Below are 23903 nucleotides of genomic sequence, written 5' to 3' on the forward strand. Positions count from 1 at the left end.
ATGTCAGCTTGCACGGGCATGGCGGCAACCGTGTGGACCGGATTGCCGACAGCCTGTCATGAACGTGCCTGCAGGGCCTGCGTTGCATCCATATTTCACGTCTTTTATTGTATTTTTAAAATATTAATCCTGATTTCATAATGAAAAATATGGAAAGTATTGGAACATCCCGGGAACTATTTTGGGCAATACTGTATACGGGAAAAACGGCCAGGCCGTTTAAGGTACGCGTCCAAGCGCGGATGTGTCTCATACGGCAGTCTTGCGGGTGGGACGCACGACCGCCCGTGTCGCGCATACCGGACGCGGGGCGCGTGCAGGTCATATTTTATTACAGCATACGGTATGCCAGCGGCATCAGCGCAGGGCACCGAGCCCATCGTGGCGCGTTATGGACAGGGGCCACGGCAAACGCCCGGCAACCTGACAGGTATGGCGCGCATGTCCAATGTAGGGCGGTTTGAATTCATCCTGCTGCTGATCGTCCTGATCGTGGGGCTGGAACTGGTGGCGCGCAAGCTGCGCCTGCCGCCAGCGGCGGCGCTGGTGCTGGGGGGCATCGCCATTGCGCTGGTGCCCGGCGTGCCGGTGATCGGGATCGACCCCGATCTGGTGCTGATCGTATTCCTGCCACCGCTTCTGCTGGCGGGGGCGTATTTTTCCGTCTGGCATGCATTCCGCACGCATCTTCTGGGCATACTGCAACTGGCGGTGGGCGGGGTTGCGTTCACCACACTGGCCGTGGCTGTGGCGACGCGCTGGCTGATTCCGTTCATGCCATGGGCTGCCTGCGTTGCTCTTGGCGCGATCGTGGCCCCACCCGATGCGGTAGCGGCGAAGGCGGTGCTCAAGCACGTGCCCCTGCCTGAACGGATGACCACGCTGCTGGAAGGTGAAAGCCTGCTGGATGACGCGGCCAGCCTGGTGATCTACCGTTTCGCCACGGTTGCGGTCATGACCGGCAGTTTCGGGGCGGTGCATGCCACGGTCACGTTTTTCTTCCTGGCGCTGGGGGGGCTGGTGCTGGGCTGCGCGCTGGCATGGATCTGGATCAGGCTGCTGGCGCGGGTGCGTGACCGTATCCTCAGCATCACCATGACATTGCTGCTGCCATGGGTGGCCTATATCGGGGGGGAGCAGATGGGCGCTTCAGGGGTCATCACCACCGTCGTGGCCGGACTGGTTCTGGGCTGGCGGCAGCATGACGTGTTCAGTGCCGATGAACGCCTGCGCTGGGCGGCGGTATGGGAAGTGCTGGTGTTCGTGCTGGAATCCCTCGTGTTCGTGCTGATCGGCATTTCGCTGCATGCCATCGTGCTGCGTCATATGGGCACGCCATGGGTGGCGCAGGACGTGTTCCGCCCGGTGGCGGGCATCGTGGCGGTGGTGCTGGTGTCACGGTTTGTCTGGATGCTGGTGACGGAGGGCATACGCGTCACGTTCCTGCCGCGCGGCAGGCGACCGGGATGGCGGCCATATTTCAGCTTCGTCGCCATCATGGGATGGTGCGGCATGCGTGGCGTGGTCAGCCTGGCCATCGTGCTTGCGCTGCCTGCCGAAATGCCGAACCGCGACATCATGCAGATCGCGACCTTCGTGGTCATTCTGGTGACCGTTCTGGGGCAGGGGACAACCATTGGCTGGGTCATCCGCATGACGGGGGGGGAACGGGGGACGTCACGCGGGCAGCGCCACCAGTTGTCTGTGTCGCAGGCGCGCGCGCTGATTGCGCGATCACAGGAATATGCCATGCGGCAGCTGGCCTTTGCGCCCGATGGGCAGATCGTCCATTCCCGCCTGCTGGAACAGTACGCCTACCGTGCGGAACTGGCTGAACGCTTCAGTCATGAACAGCAGGCGCTGCAAGGACGCAAGGATGCGCATTACAGGGCGCTTCTGGCGACGATCGACGCCGGTCGGGTCGAACTGCTGCGCCTGCACCGCAGCGGGGAAATCCATGATGCCGTCCTGCATCAACTGGAACATGAACTGGACCTGCAGCAGATGACGGCGGAAGGCGGCCTGATCTGACCCTATCCGATCGCCTGCGCCATCACCCCTGCCAGCCAGTCGGCAAAGACCTGCAACCGGTGCGACAGGTGCTTGCGGTGGGGATAGAGCAGCGCCATGGGCATGGGTTCAGCCCGATAGCGGGGCATGACCTCCACCAGTTCGCCCGCCTTGATGTGATGGCGCACGTCATAGGCCGGAACCTGTATCAGCCCAAGGCCCGCAAGGCAGCAGGCCACAAGGGCTTCGGCACTGTTGACGCTGACCCGGCCGGGCAGGGCCATGGTCCGTATCCTGTCGCCTTCCATCCATTCCCATTCCTCCACCCGCCCGTTGGAAGGCGAGGCATAGCGTACCGCCTTATGACCCGGCAGGTCGGCAGGGCTGTGGGGTACGCCATTGCGGGCAAGATAGGCGGGACTGGCCACGTTGATGAAGGCCAGTTCCCCCATCCGGCGCGCGATCAGCCCGGAATCGGACAGGGGACCGACACGCAGCACGCAGTCGATCCCGTCTTCGATCAGGTTGATGGCGCGGTCGGTGACACCCAGTTCGATCTCGATTTCAGGGTAGCGGTCCAGAAATGCAGGCAGCGCCGGGGCAACCAGCAGGCGGCCGATCCGTCCGGGCATGTCCACGCGCAGCAGGCCGCGCGGGTTGCCGCGATCATGACGGAACAGGGCCTCGGCTTCCTCCACATCCGCCACCAGTCGTACGCAGTGGTCATAAAACGCCATTCCGTCCGGCGTGGGGGCAACGGAGCGCGTGGTGCGGGCCAGAAGCCGTGCGCCCAGCCGGGATTCAAGTTCCTGTATGGCAGTGGAAACCGTGGAACGGGGCATCTTGAGCGTATCCGCGGCCCGGGTGAAGCTGGCAGTTTCCACCACGCGGGCAAAAATGCGGAAAAGGTCGATACGGTCCACCATTGTCACCATCAGGCTGCGAGTTTGTTCGTGTTTTCTGACATGTGTTGTCAGGAAAGGGAACTTTATATCCCGATTTCAACTGATAACTTATGGATATGAACAGTGCGGCATATGTCCGCGCAGCATGAATGGAGGCTGGATATGGCTGATCATAGCATCAAGGGTAAAACGGTCCTGATCGCGGGCGGGGCAAAGAACCTTGGCGGCCTGATCGCGCGTGACCTTGCGGCACATGGCGCGAAGGCCATTGCCATCCATTACAACAGCGAGGCGACACGGCCCGAGGCGGAAAAGACCCTTGCCGACCTGAAGGCCGCAGGCGTCAACGCCGTTGCATTCCAGGCAGACCTGACGCGCGATGGCGCGGTGGCAAAGCTGTTTGCGGATACGGTCGGGGCGATCGGCCGGCCTGACATCGCGATCAACACGGTGGGCAAGGTGCTGAAAAAGCCGATTGCCAACACCAGTGAGGCCGAATTTGATTCCATGTTCGCAATCAATACGCGCGTTGCGTATTTCTTCATCAAGGAAGCGGGCATTCACCTTAATGACCACGGCAAGCTGCTGACCATCGTCACCTCGCTGCTTGGGGCCTATACGCCGTTTTATTCCACCTATGCCGGGTCCAAGGCGGCGGTGGAACATTTTACCCGCGCCGCGTCCAAGGAATATGGCGCGCGTGGCATATCGGTGAACGCCATCGGGCCGGGGCCGATGGATACGCCTTTTTTCTACGGGCAGGAAGCGCCAGAAGCCGTGGCCTACCACAAATCGGCCGCCGCCCTGTCACCGTTCAGCAAAACCGGCCTGACCGAAATCGAGGACATCGCCCCCCACGTCCGCTTTCTTGTATCCGACGGGTGGTGGATGACCGGACAGACCACCCTGATCAATGGTGGCTATACAACGAAGTAATCATACCGGTTTCACCAGGTGCCCCCGCCGTTAACCCACGCGTGCCGTCCCCAACCGATCCCGTCCGCCGTCAGGGCGACGGGCAGGGAACGGGTCCACACGCGTGGGTTGCGGGCAATGGCAGTGTCCTTGCGGGTAAAGCCTGCGTGCAATCATAGGAAAGTGTTTGGTGAAGCTTTTTTCAAAAAGCTTCGGAAGAAGCTGCCTTTCTGGAGAAGGGCGACACCCAGAAACTTTTATTTTTTAGATAATTTATTGGTATCCGGCGGCCTGCAATTCAAACAGTTCCGCATACCGGCCGCCCTGAGCCAGCAGTTGTTCATGTGTACCGGCCTGCAGGACGTGGCCATGTTCCAGCACGACAATCCGGTCCGCCGTGCGCACGGTGGAAAAGCGGTGGGAAATCACCAGTGCTGCCTTGCCATGCCGGAGCGCGCGCAGGCGTTCGAACACATCCGTTTCCGCCCGCGCATCCAGCGCGGCGGTCGGTTCATCCAGTATCAGCAGATCCGCATCGCGCATATAGGCGCGGGATATGGCGATTTTCTGCCATTCGCCACCGGACAGTTCCCGCCCTTTCGCCACGCGCTTGCCCAATGGCTGGTCATACCCCATGGGCAGTCTGGCCACGACATCGTCGGCCAAGCCTTCATGCGCCGCAGCTGCGATGCGCTGCGTGTCTGCAAGGGCCGTAATCCGGCCCACGGCTATGTTTTCCGACGCGGTCAGGCTGTAGCGGACAAAATCTTGGAATATGACGCCGATATGCGCGCGCAGGTCGGTCAGCTCCATGTCGCGCAGCGGCACGCCATCTACCGTGATCCGCCCTTCGTCAGGGTCATACAGCCGCGTCAGCAGCTTGACGATGGTGGTCTTGCCCGCCCCGTTTTCCCCCACCAGCGCCACGGTTTCCCCGGCAGCAATGGTCAGGTCCAGATGCCGGATGGCCCAGCGGTCCGTGCCGGGATAGCGGAAGCCCACGTTTTCAAACCGGATGCCCTGTCTTATCGGTGACGGGAAAGGCCGGGCCGTCGCAGGCGATATGATGGCTGGCCGAAGGTCAAGGAAAGCGAAGAAATCATTAAGGTACTGCGCCTGGCTGGCGGTCTGTGTAATACCCAGCAACAGGCTGGACAGCATGGAATGCAGCCGCAGGAACGATCCCGACAGGAATGTCAGGTCGCCCACCGTAAATTGCCCGCGCACCGTATCCCACACAATGACCAGGTAGACGCCGTAATAGGCGACCGACCCGATGGCTGCGAAAAAGCCGCTCCAGACAAAACGGCGCAGGGCCAGCCTGCGGTTCTGTTCCAGCACGGTTGCGGCGGCGGCGCGAAAGCGGCCAACCAGGAAATCCCCCAACCCGAACAGCTTGAGTTCCTTGGCATGTTCGGCGCTGGCGCCAACATGGCGCAGATATTCCATTTCACGCCGTTCGGCCGTCTTGGCGCGGATCAGGCGATAGCCTTCGGCATTGAAATGCGCCTCTCCCGCCGCCGAGGGCAGGAGGGCGACCAGCAGCACCAGCACCATCCACGGCGCGAACGCCACGACACCAATCGCAAGTGTCAGCGCGGTCACGGCGGTCTGGGCAATGTTGAACAGTTGCACCAGCAGGTTGTTGCGGCCCGATGCCTGGCGGCGCGCGCGTTCCAGCAGGTCCTGCAGGGCGCTGGATTCAAACTGCTGCAGGTCCAGTGTCGCGGAATGACCCATCAAGGCAAGACTGACGGAATTGATATAGCGTTCATTCAGCAGCCCATCGACCAGCACGATCGCGCGCGATGTCAGATCCGACAGGATGATCAGGGCGAATTCCAGCGCAATCCAGCCTTCCAGCCGGGTGGTAGGCCCATGCAGCAGCCAGTCCGGCAGGGAACCTGACGGGGGGGCGTGGGTGCTGGTGCGGATGACCTCATCGACGATCAGCTTGCCAACATACAGCGCCAGTGGCGGCTGGATCGCCTGCACCAGTCGTAGCGCGATACTGGCCAGTGTCAGGGCCGGGCTGCATTTCCATATCTGGCGGAACATGCGCGGCACATGGCCGTAAACCCCGAAGCGCGCAGCCAGTCGCGCACGCCACGATGGGGCGGGCGGGTTATGGTGATCCGGGCTGTCAGGTTCTGCGCTCAATCAGGAATGGCTCCAGCAGGGATGGGGAAGGTGGCTGACGGACACGCTATCCATCCCATATCACGGGCTGGCCCGGCATTGCTGCCGTGGTGCGCGGGTGATGTGGGGACCTTTCGCCACCGCGCAGCCATATCTGTGGTGGATGGCCGATCCTGAGCGCGCATCACGTCCTGTCGGGCAGACTGGCGGGGGCGGTCACGCGTCGTCGGGGTCGTTACCTGGTGCGGTACCGCGTTGCGTGCATGGCGTGGGCAGGCCCAGATGGTGCGTGCCCTTCTGCGTTGCAAGCTGCATCTGGCGTTCCCGTTCCGCGTAACGCCTGCGCTGGGTTTCGGTGCGCTGGTCGGCGCAGTGGGGGCAGCTTACACCTTCCACATAGTCCGGGCTGGCGCGGTCCGCTTCACTCAGGGGGCTGCGGCAGGCGTGGCAGACGTCAAATGTGCCGGGTTTCAGCCCGTGGCCCACGCTGACGCGCTGGTCAAACACGAAACATTCGCCATCCCACAGGCTTTCATCCTGCGGCACGGTTTCCAGGTATTTCAGGATACCGCCCTGCAGGTGGAACACGTCTTCCACCCCTTCGGCGCGGACGAAGGCGGTTGCCTTTTCACACCGTATGCCGCCGGTGCAGAACATGGCGATCTTTGGCGTGCGCCCCTGTTCCAGCAGGTCATGCCGCCGGTCGCGGAACCATTGCGGGAATTCCCGGAACGTGCGTGTGCCGGGATCAATGGCGCCGCGGAAGGTGCCGATTGCGACCTCATAATCATTGCGTGTGTCGATCACAATGGTGTCCGGATCGGAAATCAGGGCATTCCATTCATCGGGCGCGACGTAGTGGCCGACATCACGGCGTGGGTCCAGTCCTTCGACCCCCATGGTCACGATTTCACGCTTGATGCGCACCTTCATGCGGTGGAAGGGCAGGGCAGGCGCACGGGAAAACTTGACTTCCAGATCAGCACATCCCGGCAGGGCGCGGATGATGCCCAGAATACGCTCAATCGCGTCATCCGTCCCGGCAATGGTGCCGTTTATGCCTTCATGCGCCACCAGCAGGATGCCCCGTATGCCCAGTTCATGGCAGGCGTCGAGCAGTTGGGTACGCACGGCGGCACAATCCGCGAATGGTGTGAAGTGATAGAGTGCCGCCACACGGATTGGCAGCGCGGCCGCTGTCGCGGTGTGGGCGGTGGAAGGGGAAGAATCTGTCACAATGGCAACCATGCGCTTCAAAAGGGATCGCTGACGAAAGCCCGTAAGTCAAACAGGACATGCCCGGGGATCCGGACACGCAACCAGCGCAGTCATAGCGGAAATCCCATGTGAATGCACGATGTCAGGCAACGGGCTGCCAACGGGGCCGGGACATGTTTATTATGTGCGCATATCGCCTGACCATATGGGAAGACCATGGATGACCGTTACCCTGTACCATAACCCTGCCTGCGGCACGTCGCGCAACGTGCTGGCCATGATCCGCGCGGCCGGGATCGAGCCGGTCGTGGTGGAATACCTGAAAACACCACCGACCCGCGCCGACCTGGATGTACTGGCCAGCCGCCTGGTGGTGCCGGTGCGCGACCTGCTGCGCCAGCGTGGCACGCCCTATGCAGAACTGGGGCTGGATGATCCGACGCTTACGGATGGGGACATACTGGATGCCCTTGCTGCCCATCCGGTGCTGCTCAATCGTCCCGTGGTCATGACTGATCAGGCGGCGCGTCCCTGTCGGCCCAAGGAAATCCTGTTTGAAATCCTGCCACAGGCCCGTGTGGGCTGACAACATGATGGATCTGAAGAACCGTTTCAGATCATGAAGAAGTTTTTGGTGAAGCTTTTTTATGCATTCTGCCGCGCACGGCATGGATCACGATAAAGAACAGGGTCGTGCCAAGGCTGGCTATGGCGGTCATGCGTTGCGTATCATTGATCAGCATGGCCACGAAAATGATGATGACACCGCCCAGCGTCGCCATATTGACCGCCGGGAAACAGGGCAGCCGGAAAAATGACTGCCGCACCGCCGCTGCCGCCCGTCGGCGCAGCACCATGTAGGACGTGACAATCAGCGAATAGACCAGCAGGATCACGCCACCGCTGCAACTGAGCAGGAAGGCGAATACTGTGCCCGGCGCAAGAATGGATGAAAATGCCACCACGCCCCCGGCCAGCGAATTGGCCATGATGGCGTTGACTGGCGTATGCTGCCGTCCATAACGTTGCAGCAGGGCAGGCGCATCACCGTGGTGGGCCAGTTCAGCCAGGATACGTGACGTGATGTACAGGCTGGAATTCATGCATGACAGCACCGCCGTCAGCACCACAACCTGCATGCATGTGGCTGCACCCGGGATACCCATGGCCTGCATGGCGGCGACAAAGGGTGAATGACCGGGTACGATATCCGTCCACGGCACGATCGTCAGGATCAAGGCGATGGACAGGCTGTAGAACAACGTGATGCGCGTGCCCAGGCTACGGGTGACATGGGCTACATTCCGCGCAGGCTCGGCTGACTCGCCTGCCGCAACCGTCGCGATTTCAGATCCGATCATGGTGAACAGGACGGTGGGAATGATGGAAATCATCGCCGTCATACCATGTGGGAACATGCCGCCATGGCCCAGCACGTTCCGGGTAACCGGAACACCGGGGCCGAATATATGGGCGACATACAGGCCGCCCGCCCCGATGAACAGCACGATGCTGACCACCTTGATCAGCGAAAGCCAGAATTCGCATTCCCCGAATATATGGACCGCCGCAAGGTTGATCAGGTTCAGCGCCACGATCAGCGCCGTTGCCAGCAGCCAGACCGGCAGGTTGATCCAGTCATGAAGCAGGATGGCCCCGGCTATGGCCTCGCTGCCCAGGGCCACAAGCCAGAAAAACCAGTATAGCCATCCCGTCGTGAACGCCGCCCCGTTACCATGGGCCATGCGGATATATTCCACGAACGACCCCTTGCCGGGGCTGGCGGTCACCATTTCGCCCAGCATGCGCATGACCAGCATGACCAGCAGGCCCACCGCAACAAATGCCAGCAGTGCTGCCGGTCCCGCCGCGGCAATGGCGGCACTGCTGCCCACGAACAGGCCAGCCCCGATCGCGCCACCCAGCGCAATCATGATGATGTGGCGTTGCTTTAAGGTGGAAACAGGCCGGGAAGGTGGCTGGTGTGTGCCAGTCGTGTCAGACATGCCGTGTGTTATTTCCTGAATGGCGAGGGGAAGTGATGTAAAGTATATCGTTTGCTGCCGTGGCTGCGGGTGGCCATGGCCATATGGTCCGGCCCCGGTCGGCCGGAACGGACAGCCCCTGGCCCAGGTATCCTGACACCACGGGACATTCATCATGCCTGCCGGGCAGGAAGGCAGGCAGCATGCTGATATCGTTTCAGTTTCATCCCTAACATAGGACAGGAACGCGCAGGTTATGTAAAGGGGTACCCTGTCAGCGCAGGAGATGACGGGTCATTTGTTTTGAAAAATAGAGGAAAGTTATTTTCTATTAACATAGAATAATATTTTAATTTACATAAATAAAATTACGAAAATTTATTCTGTAAATCATATCCGCTATGGCCACTGTCTGGAATGGATTGTAAACACCCGGATCATATTATTGTCTTTTGACGGATTTCAGGATTTTCCAGAAGATATGCCCATGCCCGACCGGAATGTAAAAGCGATCGTTATCATGAACCCAACCGCCGGGCGCCGCCGTATGGGACGTGTGGCGCGTTTTGTCGGGCTGTTGCAGCAGGCGGGCCTGCAGGTACGGATCGTGCCAACCCGTTACCGGGGGCATGCCACAACCCTTGCGCGCATGGCGGTGCAGGAACGGGCCTGTACCCATATCGTTGCCGCAGGGGGGGACGGTACCGTGGCCGAAGTGGCCGAAGGCATGGCGGGATCCGATATCATACTGGGTATTCTGCCTGTCGGCACGGCAAACGTGCTGGCCCGGGAACTGTGCGTGCCGTTTGATGATGCCAGTAATGCCCGCAATATCTCAGGCGGTGCGTATACCATTATCTGGCCCGGACGCCTGCACTCCAGCGAAGGGGAGTGCCTGTTCGTTCAGATGGTCGGCGTTGGCTTTGATGCGCATGTGGTGCATGTCGTATCAATCCGCCTGAAAAAGGCGATTGGCCGTGCAGCCTACGTGCTGGCGACATTGGGTTCGCTATGGAAATATACCTTTCCGGCCATGACCGTGTCCGTTGATGGCGTTTCCCACACGGCGGCATCGGTCATTGTATCAAAAGGCGCGTTATATGCCGGGAAATACGTTCTGACGCCCCGGTCCATGCAGGAAAGCAGGCAGTTTTCGGTTGTCCTGTTTGGCGCGGCAGGCATTGGCAGCAGTCTCCGCTATGCCATCGCGCTGTTGCGTGGGAACCTGTCACGTCAGAAGGATGTCACGATCCTGACGGCGCAGACAGTTGAAATCAGCACCCCACGCAACATGCCCGTGCAAAGCGACGGGGATGCGCGCGGCCTGACACCCATACGGATTGATATACCCGGTCGTGCCCTGCGTATTGCCCTATAGCGGAGCGATCGGTTTTCCATGATATGTTATGTAATTTCGTTCATGACGGGTTCGGTAAATGAGGGATGATGCCGGCCGGTGAACCATATCTACCGGATATATTCAGACGAAAAATGGTTTGTGGCTATCCCGTATCTGATTCTGTTGCGCAGGGATGCGACACAAAACAATTATACCATAAATAAACTATTTGGCGGGGTGTATTATATGACCCGCTCCGGAATTGTGCTGGTGTGCCATGCGAGATGAGATTTTCTAACCGGATCAGCGGTCATGCTACTGGATGAAGTGGGTTGACCCACCCGCTGCCATGGATATGCACATATTTATTCATATAGTATTTCTTAATTATTTATATATATTTGTTCATTGTATAAAGTCTTGATATCTTTTTTGCAATAATCAGGGGGGGGCGAGGTATTTCGCAAAGTGTTTATTTCCTGTTCGGATTTTTCATATTCTTTCTGAAACTGTTTTGTGGCATGCCAAAGGCTGACCACCGCAGACCCAAGCAATCGTCCCGACTGCACATCACTGGGATAATGAAAACCACATATGACGCGACTATTCCCGTAATCTATTCCGCGTCGAAGAATTGTTTCCGCATGATCGGGTACCATTTCTGCCAATATGAGTGCCCATGCCCATCCGATTGCAGCATGTCCGGAAGGATATGAACTGGTCTTTGCCAGGGCGCTTCCGTCGACGCAGGGCTGAAAATTCATGGCTACATAAGGACGTGGTCGGAAACTGCCTTCTACCTTGACACTTTTCTGGACCGTTTCGACATCAGGTAATGCACGCGCCAGCAGACGTGTCAGATGCGGTGCCTTTTCCGGGTCAAAGGAAACCCCCACGGCGCATTCAAAGGCGGCGGGCGCTGTTGGTGGCCCCAGAATGGCATCATGTGCCGCAATATTTTTTCGCGCAGGTGTCACTGTTGCCTGTACCTTGCGTATTGTTTCCCGATCAATATTGTCCTGGGGCGATCCGGGCGTTGGTGCAGGAGAAAGAAAGGCGGATGCCCGCGCAAACGGCACCTGATCGGGATGAAGATACCCATGTGGATAATGGGCGGCATCGTGCCATAGAACAGGCTTGCTGGTGCAACCTGCCTGACAGAACATGACACAGGAAGAGGCTACTGTGATCATGGTTTTGAAATATAGTAATTTTTTTTTATACGTAGTCATGTCATGTTTCATGGCAAACACACAATATTACCTGTAGGGACGAATGGAAGCCACCATTCATATTTCGATATATGAACAGGGGATCACTGTTTTTTACACGTTAATCAATCCAGGATTTCCACGCTCGACTACATAAGTCTTTTCAACCGAAACACTGGATGCAGGATCACGAATGTCCGTAATTCCCATAAGGCGCGCTGTCATGGCCTGGGGAGAAAAATCAGCGATCACATATCCTCTTTTACGGCTGTCGAAAAACTTTATGTCAGGATTGACCGGCAGGATTTTTTGTATGTTCTCGTATGCGGGGCCTAGGGATGTAATGGATGTTCCCAGAATTTCAGAAGCAACGATTGGTTTTTTCTCATCATGAGGGCGCGTTCTGATATTGCTTGCGAAAAATGAATGATAATCTCCACTGAAAATGATGGGATTGGGTGGGCGGTAATCTGCAAGGGCCTGCGTAAGCCGGTTACGGGCTGCATGAAAGCCATCCCATGTATCAGTCCAGTAGCGATAACCTGTTCCCTTCTGGTCGGGAATACGCAGGGAAGCCACCATCAAATCCTGCGCGATGATGGTCCAGACCTTGGAATGATCACGAAAACCATCAAACAGCCACTGTTCCTGCTCGGCACCAAGGAATGTACGGCGTGGGTCCGCAAGATCTGAACAGCTTTCAGATATGACACGCCCATCCCCATATTTAGGTGGGACGGGGCAGGGTTGCCGGGAACGGTACTGGCGACCATCCAGAAGATCAATGACAGCCAGATCGCCATATTTGGCACGACGATAAATTTTCATTCCGCCATTGGGAAGACGCAACGTCCTGCGTACAGGCATGTTTTCGTACCATGCCTGCCATGCGACATGCTGTCGCCGCGCAAAGGCTTCTACGCTTTCTTCCGGTGCCGGAGCCCATATGCCCGAATAATCATCCTTGACCTCATGGTCGTCCCATATGGGCAGCCATGGTGCAACAGCATGCGCCGCCTGCAGGTCGGGATCGGTTTTCTGCAGGGCATAGCGCCATCGGTAGCCTTCCAGATCGGTGGCTTCGGGCGCACCGTAGGAACGAACGGTTAGCGCGGCACGGGAGGGGGGGGCATTATGTTCATAAATATAATCCCCCAAGAACAGAACAATATCCGGATTTTCAGCAGCCAGATGGCGGTAGGCGGAATACCAGCCCATTTCCCAATGGGCGCACGAAGCAATGGCCACGCGCAAGGAACTGGTGGGTTGCCCGTCACGGGGGAAGGTGATTGTCCGGCCAATCTGGCTCTGGCTGCCTTCCGCCATGAAACGGTACCAGTAGGCGCGGCCTGGCTGCAATCCATCCGCTTCGACATGCACGCTGTAACCGTTTCCGGCCGTGGCCGGTATGGATCCCTTGCGCACGATATGGCGCATGTTCTCGTCTTCCGCTATTTCCCAGTAAACGCTGACGCTGGGCGGAAGGCGGGGTGCAACGCCCGGAGCCAGGGGTAAAGTACCAAGGCGGGTCCATAATACAAAGCCATCCGCCGTCGGGTCCCCACTGGCCACGCCGAATGGGAAGACAGTGTCTTCCCTACCCGACAGATTGGCTGCATGCACAATGGACGGCAGGACTAGTGCTCCCGTGGCACCCAGGAAAGTACGACGCGAAAGGGCAGACATATGCGGTCTCCGTGTACCAGTCGTGGTTAGAAATCGCCGCGCACGCGGACGTACCAGGTGGCGGGTCTGCCAGCAAGGCCGATATAGTCGCCGCTGACAAAGTAGCCGCGCGTCACATCGTATTGCTTGTTGAAGATGTTTTCGCCAATGGCTTCAAATTTCCAGTGGCCCTGGCGTGGTGCGATGGACATGTAGGCACCCCACAGGGTATAGCCGGCTATCGTATCAACAGGGTTGGGGCTCCAGTTGGTTGTTCTCAGGCTGTAATTCATGCCGGTATTCAGATTATATTTGCCTATCGGCCATGTGTAATCAATCGAACCGTTGGCCATGAAATGCGGGACGGATATACCTTTCCCCGCCATGTTTTCCACGCGCGCGGTATACAGGCCGTCACTGCCCTTGATTGCGCCGGTGATTTCAGTAAATTTATCGTATGCGCCCGTAACATAGGCACCAGACTGGGAGATGTTCAGTCCTGGAATTGGCGACCATTCAAATTCGTATTCTCCCCCATATTCATGGGACCGGGGTGCGTTGACGTATATACCGATACCGCCCGTATTCGGGTTGACGGTTTCTGCCTGTACCTGACGGTCAAAGTAATCATAGTAGAAAAAATCTGCATTAAACCGGATATTATATTTTGGTATGGTAATCTTGTTGCCAATTTCATACGAAAAAAGGTTTTCGGGCTTGAACGGTTGCGTCATCGCCGCGACATTGTTCGAATTGTATAGGGTAAACCCGCCAGATTTCACACCTTTTGAAAATGTAAAATAGGCCATATCATTATGGACCGGATTGTACTCGATGCTGAATTTGGCTGAAGGCAGGGTATAGGACTGTGTGCGTTGGCCTACATAGTTATCCGGGTTTGTAATTACGTTCTTAACTATATAGTGGGCATATACGTTATCCAGATGTCGTGATTCATGCTCCATACGAAAGCCGCCGACAATATGCAGTTTGGGTGTGATGTCATATGTCAACTGACCAAAACCGCTGATGGTATTTACGATCTGTGAATACCGTACATCACCATCAGTATCGTACAGATTGGTAAACCCTGACTGGTAGCGGTCATTCAGCCATTGATGACCGTAATAAACCCCGGCGATCCAGTGTAGGCGACCGCCCGTATTGGATGAAAAACGCAGTTCATTCGAAAAGACAGATGCACGTGTCTTGAATGAGACATCTGCAAGGGAAAGGGAGGAATCGTCAAAATTGTCATATTCGTTGCGCTGCATGTAATCATAGCTAACCAGGTCTGTAATGGTAAAACCTGGAAGCTTCTTTTCCATGCGCAGATTTGTGCCGCCGGTATCAATATGGCTAAACGGCGTGGTATTTGGAGAAATCCCGATTTCCTTGGCGAATGCCGGGGATGTGCCCCAGGTGGTGGCATAGCGGTTGGAAGACACCTGCATTGGATCCGTCTTGCTCAATGACGTGATGGGTGTCCAGGCATGCACACCATTGGCATCCGAACGGTCGATGCTGCCATGCAGGTTATACTCAAACTTCAGGGTATCCGTAGGCGTGTAATCCAGAAGCAGACGCGCGGCACCCCGGCTTACATTGCCCAGGGATTCGCGGGCTTCAGGATTGTACTGCCATGCTCCGCCCTGCTGGGTTTCAGCTGCAAAACGGAAGCGCAGTTTGTCTGTGATCGGGCCGGATATGTAGCCATCAATCTTGGTATCATTAAAGCGACCATACTGGGCGGCAATGCCGGCTTTCAGCGTATCTGTCGGTTTGTTCGTTATGTAATTGATCGCGCCGCCCGTGCTGTTGCGTCCGTACAGGGTACCTTGCGGGCCGCGCAGCACTTCGACGCGCTGCATGTCAAACATCATGCCGTTGATGCCAAACGGGACCGGATTGGCAACTTCGTCGATATAAATACCAACGGTAGGGGAGTTGTTACTGGAGTATCCGGAAAATCCTACGCCACGGATTGTATAAGTATACTGTCCGCTGCCATAGGAAGGCTGAACCTGCAATGAAGGTGTTGCGTATTGCAGGTCAAATACGTTGTTGATGTTTCTGTTTTCCAGAACCTTGCTGGAAATGACGCTAATTGAAGAAGGAATATTTTGTGCGCTCTGTGCACGCCTTTCCGATGTCACGATGACATTTTCAATGCGCGGCTTGGGGGCGGCGGCCCGGGTGCTGGAGGGTTCCCTGGTAGTATGGGGCACGTTTTTTTTGTGGACTACGGGATGTGAACCAGAGGGAAGCGTCTGGCTATAGGCCACATTGGAAAATGGTAAGATTGCACTACCTAGGGCGAGCGCCATTCTACGATTTTTTAGTATATGACTTTTTTTGTACATCGACATGACTTTCCATATATTATAATACCTTAGTAAACCATCTACGGATACTCTTTTCCCTTTCTGCCCGCTGTGCACATGTCGCTTCATTCATCAATGCCGTCGAACCAGGTATAAAACACGAAACCAGGACGAATCATTTATTTATTTCTAATTCTAACCTATACTATGCAACATAACTACATTATTAATGTAAAAAACATTATGAATTGCGCGATTATACATGTGGCGCTGCATGAGGGGCACATATTCAACTTTTTTGAAGTTGAAGTTTTTCACCTTTCCCTTCCCGACCGGCCATCATGTGGTGCCATTCTGGTTCCGTAGCTGACGCATGGATTGATTTGGCTTGGACCCACACGAGCAAGGCACCGGCTGCATTAATTTAAACGAGAGAAGGGAAGTGCTATCGAACTTTCCACGTCATGGGAAATATAAACCAGGAATGCGACGGTTTCAATAAAAATATTCCTATAAAGAAACGATTTTCCATAAGTATAATAAATGGAATGTATTTTAAAAATACGAATGACGCGGTCTCCCTCCGGTTGACAGGAATCATCTGCATTCGGGTCAAGTCAATAAGGCCACCTGGCGCCGTCTTATCAGTATTCTCCATCTTTGACGTGTTGTCCGTGAAATGCACATGGAACAGGAAAACTCAGGATTTCTTCATAAGCGTCTATGTCGCATATCAGGCGGGAAGGTCATGCCATGTCTTTCCTTGCCGATGCGGGGGCAGGGTAGCCGCATGGACACCACGCGCGACGGCACGGGCAAGGGTATCCGCCGCGACGGATCCCAACCGGGCAATGGTCAGTTCGCGGTTCTGTCCGGGGATTTCTTTCTGCGCGGTGGACAGGGCGAATACCACATCCCCGTCAAACGGCGAATGGATGGGACGGATCGCGCGTGCAAGCCCGTCCTGTGCCATCATGGCAACACGCTTGAGTTCATCCGCGTCCAGTCGTGCGTCCACGGCAATGCAGGCGATGGTGGTATTGGCACGCGCGCCGGGGTTCAGCTTGGCCTCACCCCAGTCTTCGCCATAGACCGATCGGGTTGACGCGCCCAGCCCGCCAAATTCATTGTCAATTTCCAGCGGTCCGGCCCAGAAATTGCGCGTGCCCGGCACCACTACCGAACCAAGGCTGTTCACACAGACCAGCGCGCCGACAGTCATACCATCACCTGTCTGGAAAGAGGCAGATCCCAGCCCCCCTTTCAGGCTGCCCGCGCTCGCGCCATATCCACCTCCTGCCGTACCCAGTGCGAATGGCCCGGCCTTGGCATGACGGATCGCCTGCTCACCCAATCGGCGATAGGGCGGATTGGTCCCCCACTGCTTGTCGCCCGCATTGGCAAGATCATACAGTACGGCGGTAGGCACGATGGGTGATGGGGGCACGCCCTTTTTGGAAATGAGGGAGAAGCCACGCCCCTGCGCTCCCAGCCAGCTTGCCACGCCATCCGCCGTCGCTAGCCCATAGACCGAGCCACCGGACAAGACGATGGCGTCTACGCTGCGAACCAGGTTGCCTGCACTGAGTGCATCTGTTTCCCGCGTGCCGGGGCCGCCTCCACGCACATCCACCGCGCAGGCCGCGCGCTGGTCAGGCACGATGACCGTAACGCCGGTATAGGCGCGGGCGTCATCGGCCAGTCCGATTTTCAGGCCGGCCACATCCGTCATAAGGTTCAGCCTGCCCGGTGCGCCAAGGCGTGCGGGAATGGCGGCTGAAACGGCATGGGGTACAACCGCCATGCCACCGGTGGCCAGCATGGCCTGAATCAGTTGGCGTCTATGCAATTTCATCACCTTTCAGTCACAGATATCTGTTTGTGGGGTTGGGAACAGGCGGTTCCGGGCACACGGGATATGCCACCCCATACAACCAGTGCATTGATGATCAGCCCGATCATGCCGGGGTTCAGCCCGGCTGGCATGATATGAAGGAAAAACAGGCCCATCCCGACCAGATCGCCACATAACAGTCCGGCAATAATGGGAATGGCCGGCACCCTGCGGTCAAGCAGGGCAACAATAATGCCCGGCGCCAGCTGGGTCACACCGATATAATACAGGTTGTTCAGTACGACCATCAGCCCCGACAGAGACGCCCCGCCCAGTACCGAGACCACAAGATAGATGGCGATGGTGACCTGTGCCCCGATTTTCTGCGCACGGTCCGAATGCCCGGGCATGAGGTTGCGCGAAACCAGTGGTCCCAGCGCCAGACAGACGCCCGCCAGGATCACTAGCGCCGATAACGCGCATCCCCCCGCCACCAGTCCCCGCGCCCAGTCGGGCAGGGTGGCGCAAACCGCGACCATAAAAACGTCATTGGGTGATGCAGGTGTTGCGCCCGATGTCCGGACATACAGCGCCATCATGAACAGAAACGGGAACATAAGCATGTAAAGCGGCATGAAAATCTGATTTTTCTGCAATGTCCGGGGGGATTTTGCAGTAAACAGAAAGGCAACCGTCTGTGGTGCGATACACAGCCCGATCGATTGTAGGATGATTGTTGATACAATAAAGGCATTTCCCCCCGGCAGGCCATGCCCACCGTTATCGGGGCTGGAGAATTCCGGCACGGTGGCGGGCCAGTGCATGGCATGCATGGCTGCATAGCCACCCATCACGATGGCCGCCACCATCAGAACGTCCTTCAATATGGATACATAGGCGGGCGCCCGGATACCGGATAGCAGTATCCACGCCAGCGTCAGTGATGCGCACAGGCCTGTCATCACCATGCCCGGGATATGCCAACCCAGGTTGCGCACCACCACCATAAGGCCTGCAAACTGCATTTCGCCAAATGGAAGGAGAAATAATGCCGTATTCAGCACAACAAGGATTTCCAGCGCCCGGCTGGCGTAATGGTTGCGAAAGATATCGGCGACGGTAATGCATGCGTACCGCTGGCCCAATGTCCATATGCGCGGGTTCAGGAAATAACCCACCGGATAGGACAGCAGGATGTAACCCAGGAACCAGAACCCAAATCCGCTGCCTTGGGTGTATATGCCTGCGGGGAAACCCAGTACGCTGCCAATGCTGTATGTTTCACCAATGGTCAGGAAAAAAATGAGGATTGCGCCAAACTGACCCGACGCCACAAAGAAATCGCGCGCGTTTCGGGCCGCATGGCGATATCGCGAATAAACGGCGATCAGCACGGAAGCCATGATGACAGCAATGAATACGGAAATTTCCATCTCTTATTCCACTGGCTTTCTGTCTGCCTTGTATTGCGCGGATGATGACAGATTCGAGCAGGTATACAGACATGCCGGAACCAGCATGAAACAGGCGAATATCCAGATTATTTCTAGCGGAACCCCGAATAGCACCATCCTTTGCGCCTGCAGGGCAAGGCCACCCCCGATAACCAGACAGAAAGGCAGGCCAAGGCCGACAGCCAGCGCGGGAAGGGAAATGGCGGGGACTGCCTGCATGGCGTCATCGCGTCCGTCCTGATCGTGCATTTCTGTCTGACCCTATCCTGTTGTCATTCGTTACGATGTCATTTCAAAGTGTATGGCTGATGCGGATACGATAGAGACGCGGTCGCCCGGCAATGTCAAAGCTGGACGTTGTAAGTGGAAGTCCTGTTGCCGAACAATACGGACCTGTTCACCCCTCCAGGTCATGATGGGGGAAGCGGCCAGCATGGCATGGGGCCACGCGCTGTTTCATACAGGGCCGCCAGCCGGATTGCCTGCAGATCAGCAAAACGTGGGGTTATGATCTGCGCCCCGATTGGCATACCGCTGCGTGAAAAACCACAGTGAACAGACACGGCGGGCTGTTCGGACATGTTCCATGGGACAGTAAAGGCAATGTGGTCAAAAGAGCGTTCCGGGTCGTTGGTCGGCCCCGGATATTCAGCGGGGAAACTGACATTTGGCGTGGTGGGCGACAGGACAATATCAATTTTTTCAAACAGTTGAGAACATTTCTGCCGCATGGCAAATGTCTGCCCCAGCCCGTCCACGGCGGCAACACCGCTGACCTTCTCGCCACGCTGCGCCCATGTGCGGATGAAGGGCAGCACCTTTTCCAGCCTGTCGGGGGGAAGCTGGCTCAGTTCCGCCCAGCTTCGCGCGGACCAGTACTGGTCCAGCCCCGACAGCATCGCGGGCGTCATGACCGGATCAACAGGGATGATTTCAGCCCCCATATCGGCAAGCACGCGGGCCACGTTTTCAATCGCAACGCGGATTTCGTCATCCAGATTCAGCCCGCAGCCCGCGTCCAGCATAAGGCCGACCTTCAGGCCCCGGACATCCATGCCCTTGTAATAGCTGTCCCAGTCAATATCCGTATAGGGCAGGCTGGTGGCGTCACGTGCATCGGGCAGGGACAGTACGTTCATCATCAGGGCCGCGTCGCCTACCGTGCGGGTCATGGGGCCTGCGCAGCGGCCGATATAATAGGGATCGATGGGAATGCGCCCGAGGGAAGGCTTGAACCCGACCAGCCCGCACCACGCCGCCGGCAGACGGACGGAACCGCCAATATCGGTGCCGACATGCAGCGGTCCGTAACCCGCCGCCGCCGCCGCCGCGGCACCCGCGCTGGAACCGCCGGGATTGCATGCCAGGTTCCACGGATTGCGCGCCAGCGGGTGAAATGTCGAAAGCCCTGATGACAGCATGGCGAAATCAGGCACCGTGGTTTTCGCGAAAATCAGTGCGCCCGCTTCCTTCAGCCGGGCGGCGGGTGGGGCATCCTGTGTCGCGGGCACCAGCTTGCTGGCGATGCTGCCCTGCGGGATGGGTTGGCCTTTGGTCGCGATCAATTCCTTCAGTGTTGCGGGCACGCCATCCAGAATGCCGCAGGGGCGACCATTTATCCATCGCTGTTCCGACTGGCGGGCTTCACTGATCAGCCTGTCGGGTTCATAGGCGTATAGCGCCCCCAGCGTGCTTTCCCAGCGTGCGATATGCGCGATCAGCGCATTGGCGTATTCAACCGGGGAAAGGGTTCTTTTGCGGTAGGAAGAAAGGAGTTCGCGAGCCGTCAGATCCATCATGGGCGTAGGTTTCTTTCATTTCCCTTCACACCCTGTAATTACAGGATGGATATTGGTGGGTGTGGAAGGGATGACTTGTTTCAATAACATGATGGTATGGGTGGCCCGTAGCGTCTGAATATCCCAAATTTGTGCGCAGGGTGGAATAAAAAACGATCTACAATCGAAACGATATTGTAAACCCATGGCTTTTCTGTCAGCCAGGGCATGATTTTTCCAGTTCTCCGACTTTTTCCTTAAAACATTACGATCAGGCGTATATATTCCATGCCACTGGCCCGGTGCGTATCAATGGGGAACATATATGTCACTCAAAGCCTTGCAACTGTTCCTGATCGTGGCGCAGGCGACATCCCTGCGGCAGGCCGCCCAGCGACTGAACATGACCCCCACCGCCCTGCGCCGCCAGATCGACAGCCTTGAATATTATTTCGGATCTGAACTGATGGATCGCAACGCAGGCGGCATCCGCCTGACCGAGGCCGGCCAGCTGCTGCTGGGGCAGGCTGCGCGCATCCTGAATGATATCGCGGTGACCCGTACGCGGATCGATGACCTGAAACAGTTGAAACGTGGCACGGTCAGGATACAGGCAGGCGGTGCGATCGTGGCCGAACTGCTGGTACCCACCATCTGCACGGTTCATGAACAGTATCCCAACCTGCGCTTTCATGTGTTTGAAAGCAGGGCGTCGGGCATGGTCGCGGCCCTGACTGATGGCGGGATCGACCTGGTGGTCAGCCTGTTTACCCCCGAGGCGGCCCGGTCCTTCGTCAGCCACAGCATGCAGCTCAGGCACAGCGTGATCGTCAGCACGGATCATCCGCTGGCCTGCCTGGCGTCCGTGACCATCCGGGAACTGTCGCGCCATGCCCTGGCCATTCCCGATGAATCCTTTGGCGTGCGCCGGGAACTCAACCGCGCGGCACAGGCCTGCGGCATTACCCTCGACCCTGTATTCGTGACGGGTTCGCTGGAGATGCAGAAGGAAGTCGCGATGCGTGGCATGGCGGCACTGGTGCTGCCGCCCGAATGTTGCCGGCGGGAAATACAGGGCGGGCTGCTGTGCGCCGTTCCCATCCAGCCCGCCAATGCCATCAGTGCGACACTGGATCTGTGCTGCCTGCCGCAGCGGCGCAAATCCTTCGCCTGTCAGGCCCTGTTTGACGCGCTGGCGCAACAGATGCGCATCGGTTTCACCACGGGCGCGCTGGAACGCGTGAATTAGGGGCCACGGCCATGATGGCCCATAGGCAGGGCGTGAGGATGGTGAAATGACATGGCGGCGCATGGTCATGCCGCCCTGTAGTCCGCATTGTCCGGTAATGGAAATTCACTCCCCAACCCGGTGGGGTGCGTGATACATCTTTTCCCGACATGACAACCCAGATGATGATCGAACTGATTGCCGTCCTGACGGCCGTGCGTGACGATGTACCGCAGGTCATGACGATCGACCATGGTCGCCTGCTGCCATCGGGGCCGCTGGAAAGTACCCACCGCTCCCTGCAGGCAGGGGTCAGGGCATGGGTGGAACGCCAGACCGGACACCCCATCGGGCATGTGGAACAGTTGTACACCTTTGCCGATCATGACCGCCTGCTGACCACGGGGCAGGGCAGGCTGATTGCCATTTCCTACCTCGCCCTGACCCGTAGCCACGCAGGGGAAACAGGATGGCGGGACTGGTACGACTATTTCCCGTGGGAAAACAGCAAGACGGATGTGGGACGGGACTGCCTGGCCATTATCGAACGCCTGCTGTGCCGGTGGGTGGCGAACATGGACAACGCTGCCGTGCGCGTGCGGCAGTGGCAGCGCTGTGTTTCCCTGTTCGCCATTGGCGACATGGTGGCCTGGAATGACGAACTGGTGCTGCAACGCTATGAACTGCTGTATGAAGCGGGGCTGGTTGCGGAAGCGGGGTGCCCGCCGGAAGACGCCGTGCCGGGACAGGCAATGCATCATGACCACCGGCGCATACTGGCCACCGGCATGGCGCGGCTGCGTGCAAAGATACGTTACCGGCCTGTTGTTTTCGAACTGATGCCGGAGGAATTCACGCTGCTGCAATTGCAGCGCGTGATGGAAAGCCTGTCGGGCGTCCAGATCCACAAACAGAATTTCCGCCGCCTGATCATGCAGCAGCAACTGGTTGAGGAAACAGGCAGAATTGAAGAAAACACCGGCGGTCGTCCCGCCCGGCTGTACCGTTTCTGCGGGGAGGTCAGGCAGGCGCGGCAGTTTGTTGGCACCAAGATCCCGCTATTCCAGCCCTGATGAGAAAAATGATGCCTCACGAAAAACCTGATTGACAAGCGGCCTGTTTGCCTTTGCTACTGTCTCCACCGGCTTCTGCTGCTTGGCTTATACTCAATATGAGCATAAAGAATGCGGCAGGCATGGCCGAAGGGAGAACAGGCATGAACCAGATTAAGCCGCGTGGCGGAACAGACGGGCTGTATGACCGGGTGCGGCATCTGGTCCCGGAAATGGAATGGGAGACCTTTGTCGAGGATATCCGCGCGATCGAAACGCTCAAGCGTGAACGTAACGCCGTCATCCTTGCGCATAACTACCAGACGCCCGAAATCTTCCATTGCGTGGCCGATATCCGCGGCGACAGCCTGGCCCTGGCCCGGGAGGCGCAGGAGACGGACGCGGATGTGATCGTCATGGCCGGTGTCCATTTCATGGCGGAAACGGCCAAGATGCTGAACCCGCACAGCACGGTCCTGATCCCCGACCTGCATGCGGGCTGTTCCCTGGCGGATTCCATTACCGGGCGCGACGTGCGCCTGCTGCGTGAACGCTATCCCGGCGTGCCGGTCGTGACCTACGTCAACACGTCAGCCGAGGTGAAGGCCGAAAGCGATATCTGCTGCACGTCCGGTAATGCGAAGCGGGTGGTGGAAGGTCTTGGCACCGATCGCGTCATCATGATCCCTGATGAATTCCTGGCCCGCAACATCGAAGCTGAAACCGGGATCAAGATGATCACATGGGCCGGCCATTGCGAGGTGCATGAACGTTTCACCCCGCAGGAAATCGAGCGCATGCGCGCCGACCATCCCGGTCTTGTGGTCCTGGCCCACCCCGAATGCC

Annotated in this window: 17 protein-coding genes; 7 read left to right on the top strand and 10 right to left on the bottom strand. The window is 57.6% G+C overall.

Annotation, left to right across the window (positions count from 1 at the left end):
• The first annotated feature begins 345 nt into the window (after window positions 1–345).
• The gene (locus F1542_RS01555; protein ID WP_227672379.1) at window positions 346–2031 is read left to right on the top strand and encodes a sodium:proton antiporter; all 1686 of its coding nucleotides are present in this window, start codon (window positions 346–348) and stop codon (window positions 2029–2031) included.
• A gap of 2 nt (window positions 2032–2033) precedes the next feature.
• Here F1542_RS01555 and F1542_RS01560 read toward each other — a convergent pair whose 3' ends face one another.
• Window positions 2034–2936: a LysR family transcriptional regulator gene (locus F1542_RS01560; RefSeq protein ID WP_227672380.1), complete on the bottom strand. Its 903-nt coding sequence runs from the start codon at window positions 2934–2936 to the stop codon at window positions 2034–2036.
• A 141-nt stretch (window positions 2937–3077) separates the two neighbouring features.
• Here F1542_RS01560 and F1542_RS01565 point away from each other — a divergent pair, with 141 nt between their 5' ends.
• Window positions 3078–3851 carry an SDR family oxidoreductase gene (locus F1542_RS01565; RefSeq protein ID WP_193731469.1) on the top strand — a complete coding sequence of 258 codons (774 nt, stop codon included), beginning with the start codon at window positions 3078–3080 and terminating at the stop codon, window positions 3849–3851.
• Between the two features lie 252 nt (window positions 3852–4103).
• Here the strand turns inward: F1542_RS01565 and F1542_RS01570 are convergent, their stop codons facing one another.
• Both F1542_RS01570 and F1542_RS01575 read right to left on the bottom strand, forming a co-directional pair.
• A complete protein-coding gene (locus tag F1542_RS01570; protein ID WP_193731470.1) occupies window positions 4104–5990 on the bottom strand; it encodes an ABC transporter ATP-binding protein in 1887 nt (628 codons plus the stop codon).
• 195 nt (window positions 5991–6185) lie between these two features.
• Complete coding sequence (locus F1542_RS01575) at window positions 6186–7217, bottom strand: rhodanese-related sulfurtransferase (protein WP_193731471.1); 1032 nt, start codon at window positions 7215–7217, stop codon at window positions 6186–6188.
• Window positions 7218–7407: 190 nt separating this feature from the next.
• On the opposite strand from F1542_RS01575, the gene arsC reads away from it, so the two are divergent.
• Window positions 7408–7773 (top strand): arsenate reductase (glutaredoxin), encoded by a 366-nt coding sequence (arsC, locus tag F1542_RS01580; protein ID WP_193731472.1) that lies wholly within the window; start codon window positions 7408–7410, stop codon window positions 7771–7773.
• A 31-nt stretch (window positions 7774–7804) separates the two neighbouring features.
• Here the strand turns inward: arsC and F1542_RS01585 are convergent, their stop codons facing one another.
• Window positions 7805–9193: an amino acid permease gene (locus tag F1542_RS01585; protein WP_193731473.1), complete on the bottom strand. Its 1389-nt coding sequence runs from the start codon at window positions 9191–9193 to the stop codon at window positions 7805–7807.
• Window positions 9194–9659: 466 nt separating this feature from the next.
• Here F1542_RS01585 and F1542_RS01590 point away from each other — a divergent pair, with 466 nt between their 5' ends.
• Window positions 9660–10550: a diacylglycerol kinase family protein gene (locus tag F1542_RS01590; RefSeq protein WP_193731474.1), complete on the top strand. Its 891-nt coding sequence runs from the start codon at window positions 9660–9662 to the stop codon at window positions 10548–10550.
• Window positions 10551–10894: 344 nt separating this feature from the next.
• Here the strand turns inward: F1542_RS01590 and F1542_RS01595 are convergent, their stop codons facing one another.
• From F1542_RS01595 to F1542_RS01620, 6 genes are all read right to left on the bottom strand, one after another.
• Entirely contained in the window at window positions 10895–11755 is an 861-nt protein-coding gene (locus F1542_RS01595) for a phosphatase PAP2 family protein (RefSeq protein WP_193731475.1), read from the bottom strand.
• Window positions 11756–11836: 81 nt separating this feature from the next.
• Window positions 11837–13408 carry an alkaline phosphatase gene (locus F1542_RS01600; protein WP_193731476.1) on the bottom strand — a complete coding sequence of 524 codons (1572 nt, stop codon included), beginning with the start codon at window positions 13406–13408 and terminating at the stop codon, window positions 11837–11839.
• A gap of 26 nt (window positions 13409–13434) precedes the next feature.
• Window positions 13435–15756 carry a TonB-dependent receptor gene (locus tag F1542_RS01605; protein WP_227672382.1) on the bottom strand — a complete coding sequence of 774 codons (2322 nt, stop codon included), beginning with the start codon at window positions 15754–15756 and terminating at the stop codon, window positions 13435–13437.
• Between the two features lie 688 nt (window positions 15757–16444).
• A complete protein-coding gene (locus F1542_RS01610) occupies window positions 16445–17566 on the bottom strand; it encodes a P1 family peptidase (RefSeq protein WP_193731478.1) in 1122 nt (373 codons plus the stop codon).
• Complete coding sequence (locus tag F1542_RS01615) at window positions 17566–18978, bottom strand: sodium:solute symporter (RefSeq protein WP_193731479.1); 1413 nt, start codon at window positions 18976–18978, stop codon at window positions 17566–17568. Before F1542_RS01615 ends, F1542_RS01610 begins: the two co-directional genes overlap by 1 nt.
• A gap of 431 nt (window positions 18979–19409) precedes the next feature.
• Window positions 19410–20798, bottom strand: a complete 1389-nt coding sequence (locus F1542_RS01620) for an amidase (RefSeq protein WP_193731480.1) — start codon at window positions 20796–20798, stop codon at window positions 19410–19412.
• A gap of 304 nt (window positions 20799–21102) precedes the next feature.
• On the opposite strand from F1542_RS01620, the gene F1542_RS01625 reads away from it, so the two are divergent.
• The 3 genes from F1542_RS01625 to F1542_RS01635 all read left to right on the top strand — a co-directional run.
• The gene (locus F1542_RS01625; protein WP_193731481.1) at window positions 21103–22026 is read left to right on the top strand and encodes a LysR family transcriptional regulator; all 924 of its coding nucleotides are present in this window, start codon (window positions 21103–21105) and stop codon (window positions 22024–22026) included.
• Between the two features lie 161 nt (window positions 22027–22187).
• Complete coding sequence (locus tag F1542_RS01630; RefSeq protein WP_193731486.1) at window positions 22188–23078, top strand: NrtR DNA-binding winged helix domain-containing protein; 891 nt, start codon at window positions 22188–22190, stop codon at window positions 23076–23078.
• Window positions 23079–23221: 143 nt separating this feature from the next.
• Window positions 23222–23903: quinolinate synthase (locus tag F1542_RS01635; protein WP_193731482.1), on the top strand; the 682-nt coding region annotated here is incomplete at its 3' end.

The sequence above is a fragment of the Komagataeibacter sp. FXV3 genome, assembly GCF_015155755.1.
Classification (GTDB): Bacteria; Pseudomonadota; Alphaproteobacteria; order Acetobacterales; family Acetobacteraceae; genus Komagataeibacter.

Bases quoted from the DNA above. Each gene is read 5' to 3' on its own strand.
- F1542_RS01555 (WP_227672379.1), top strand. From the start codon at position 346: ATGCCAGCGGCATCAGCGCAGGGCACCGAGCCCATCGTGGCGCGTTAT.
- F1542_RS01560 (WP_227672380.1), bottom strand. From the start codon at position 2,936: ATGGTGGACCGTATCGACCTTTTCCGCATTTTTGCCCGCGTGGTGGAA.
- F1542_RS01565 (WP_193731469.1), top strand. From the start codon at position 3,078: ATGGCTGATCATAGCATCAAGGGTAAAACGGTCCTGATCGCGGGCGGG.
- F1542_RS01575 (WP_193731471.1), bottom strand. From the start codon at position 7,217: ATGGTTGCCATTGTGACAGATTCTTCCCCTTCCACCGCCCACACCGCG.
- arsC (WP_193731472.1), top strand. From the start codon at position 7,408: ATGACCGTTACCCTGTACCATAACCCTGCCTGCGGCACGTCGCGCAAC.
- F1542_RS01585 (WP_193731473.1), bottom strand. From the start codon at position 9,193: ATGTCTGACACGACTGGCACACACCAGCCACCTTCCCGGCCTGTTTCC.
- F1542_RS01590 (WP_193731474.1), top strand. From the start codon at position 9,660: ATGCCCGACCGGAATGTAAAAGCGATCGTTATCATGAACCCAACCGCC.
- F1542_RS01595 (WP_193731475.1), bottom strand. From the start codon at position 11,755: ATGAAACATGACATGACTACGTATAAAAAAAAATTACTATATTTCAAA.
- F1542_RS01600 (WP_193731476.1), bottom strand. From the start codon at position 13,408: ATGTCTGCCCTTTCGCGTCGTACTTTCCTGGGTGCCACGGGAGCACTA.
- F1542_RS01605 (WP_227672382.1), bottom strand. From the start codon at position 15,756: ATGTCGATGTACAAAAAAAGTCATATACTAAAAAATCGTAGAATGGCG.
- F1542_RS01610 (WP_193731478.1), bottom strand. From the start codon at position 17,566: ATGAAATTGCATAGACGCCAACTGATTCAGGCCATGCTGGCCACCGGT.
- F1542_RS01615 (WP_193731479.1), bottom strand. From the start codon at position 18,978: ATGGAAATTTCCGTATTCATTGCTGTCATCATGGCTTCCGTGCTGATC.
- F1542_RS01620 (WP_193731480.1), bottom strand. From the start codon at position 20,798: ATGATGGATCTGACGGCTCGCGAACTCCTTTCTTCCTACCGCAAAAGA.
- F1542_RS01625 (WP_193731481.1), top strand. From the start codon at position 21,103: ATGTCACTCAAAGCCTTGCAACTGTTCCTGATCGTGGCGCAGGCGACA.
- F1542_RS01630 (WP_193731486.1), top strand. From the start codon at position 22,188: ATGATGATCGAACTGATTGCCGTCCTGACGGCCGTGCGTGACGATGTA.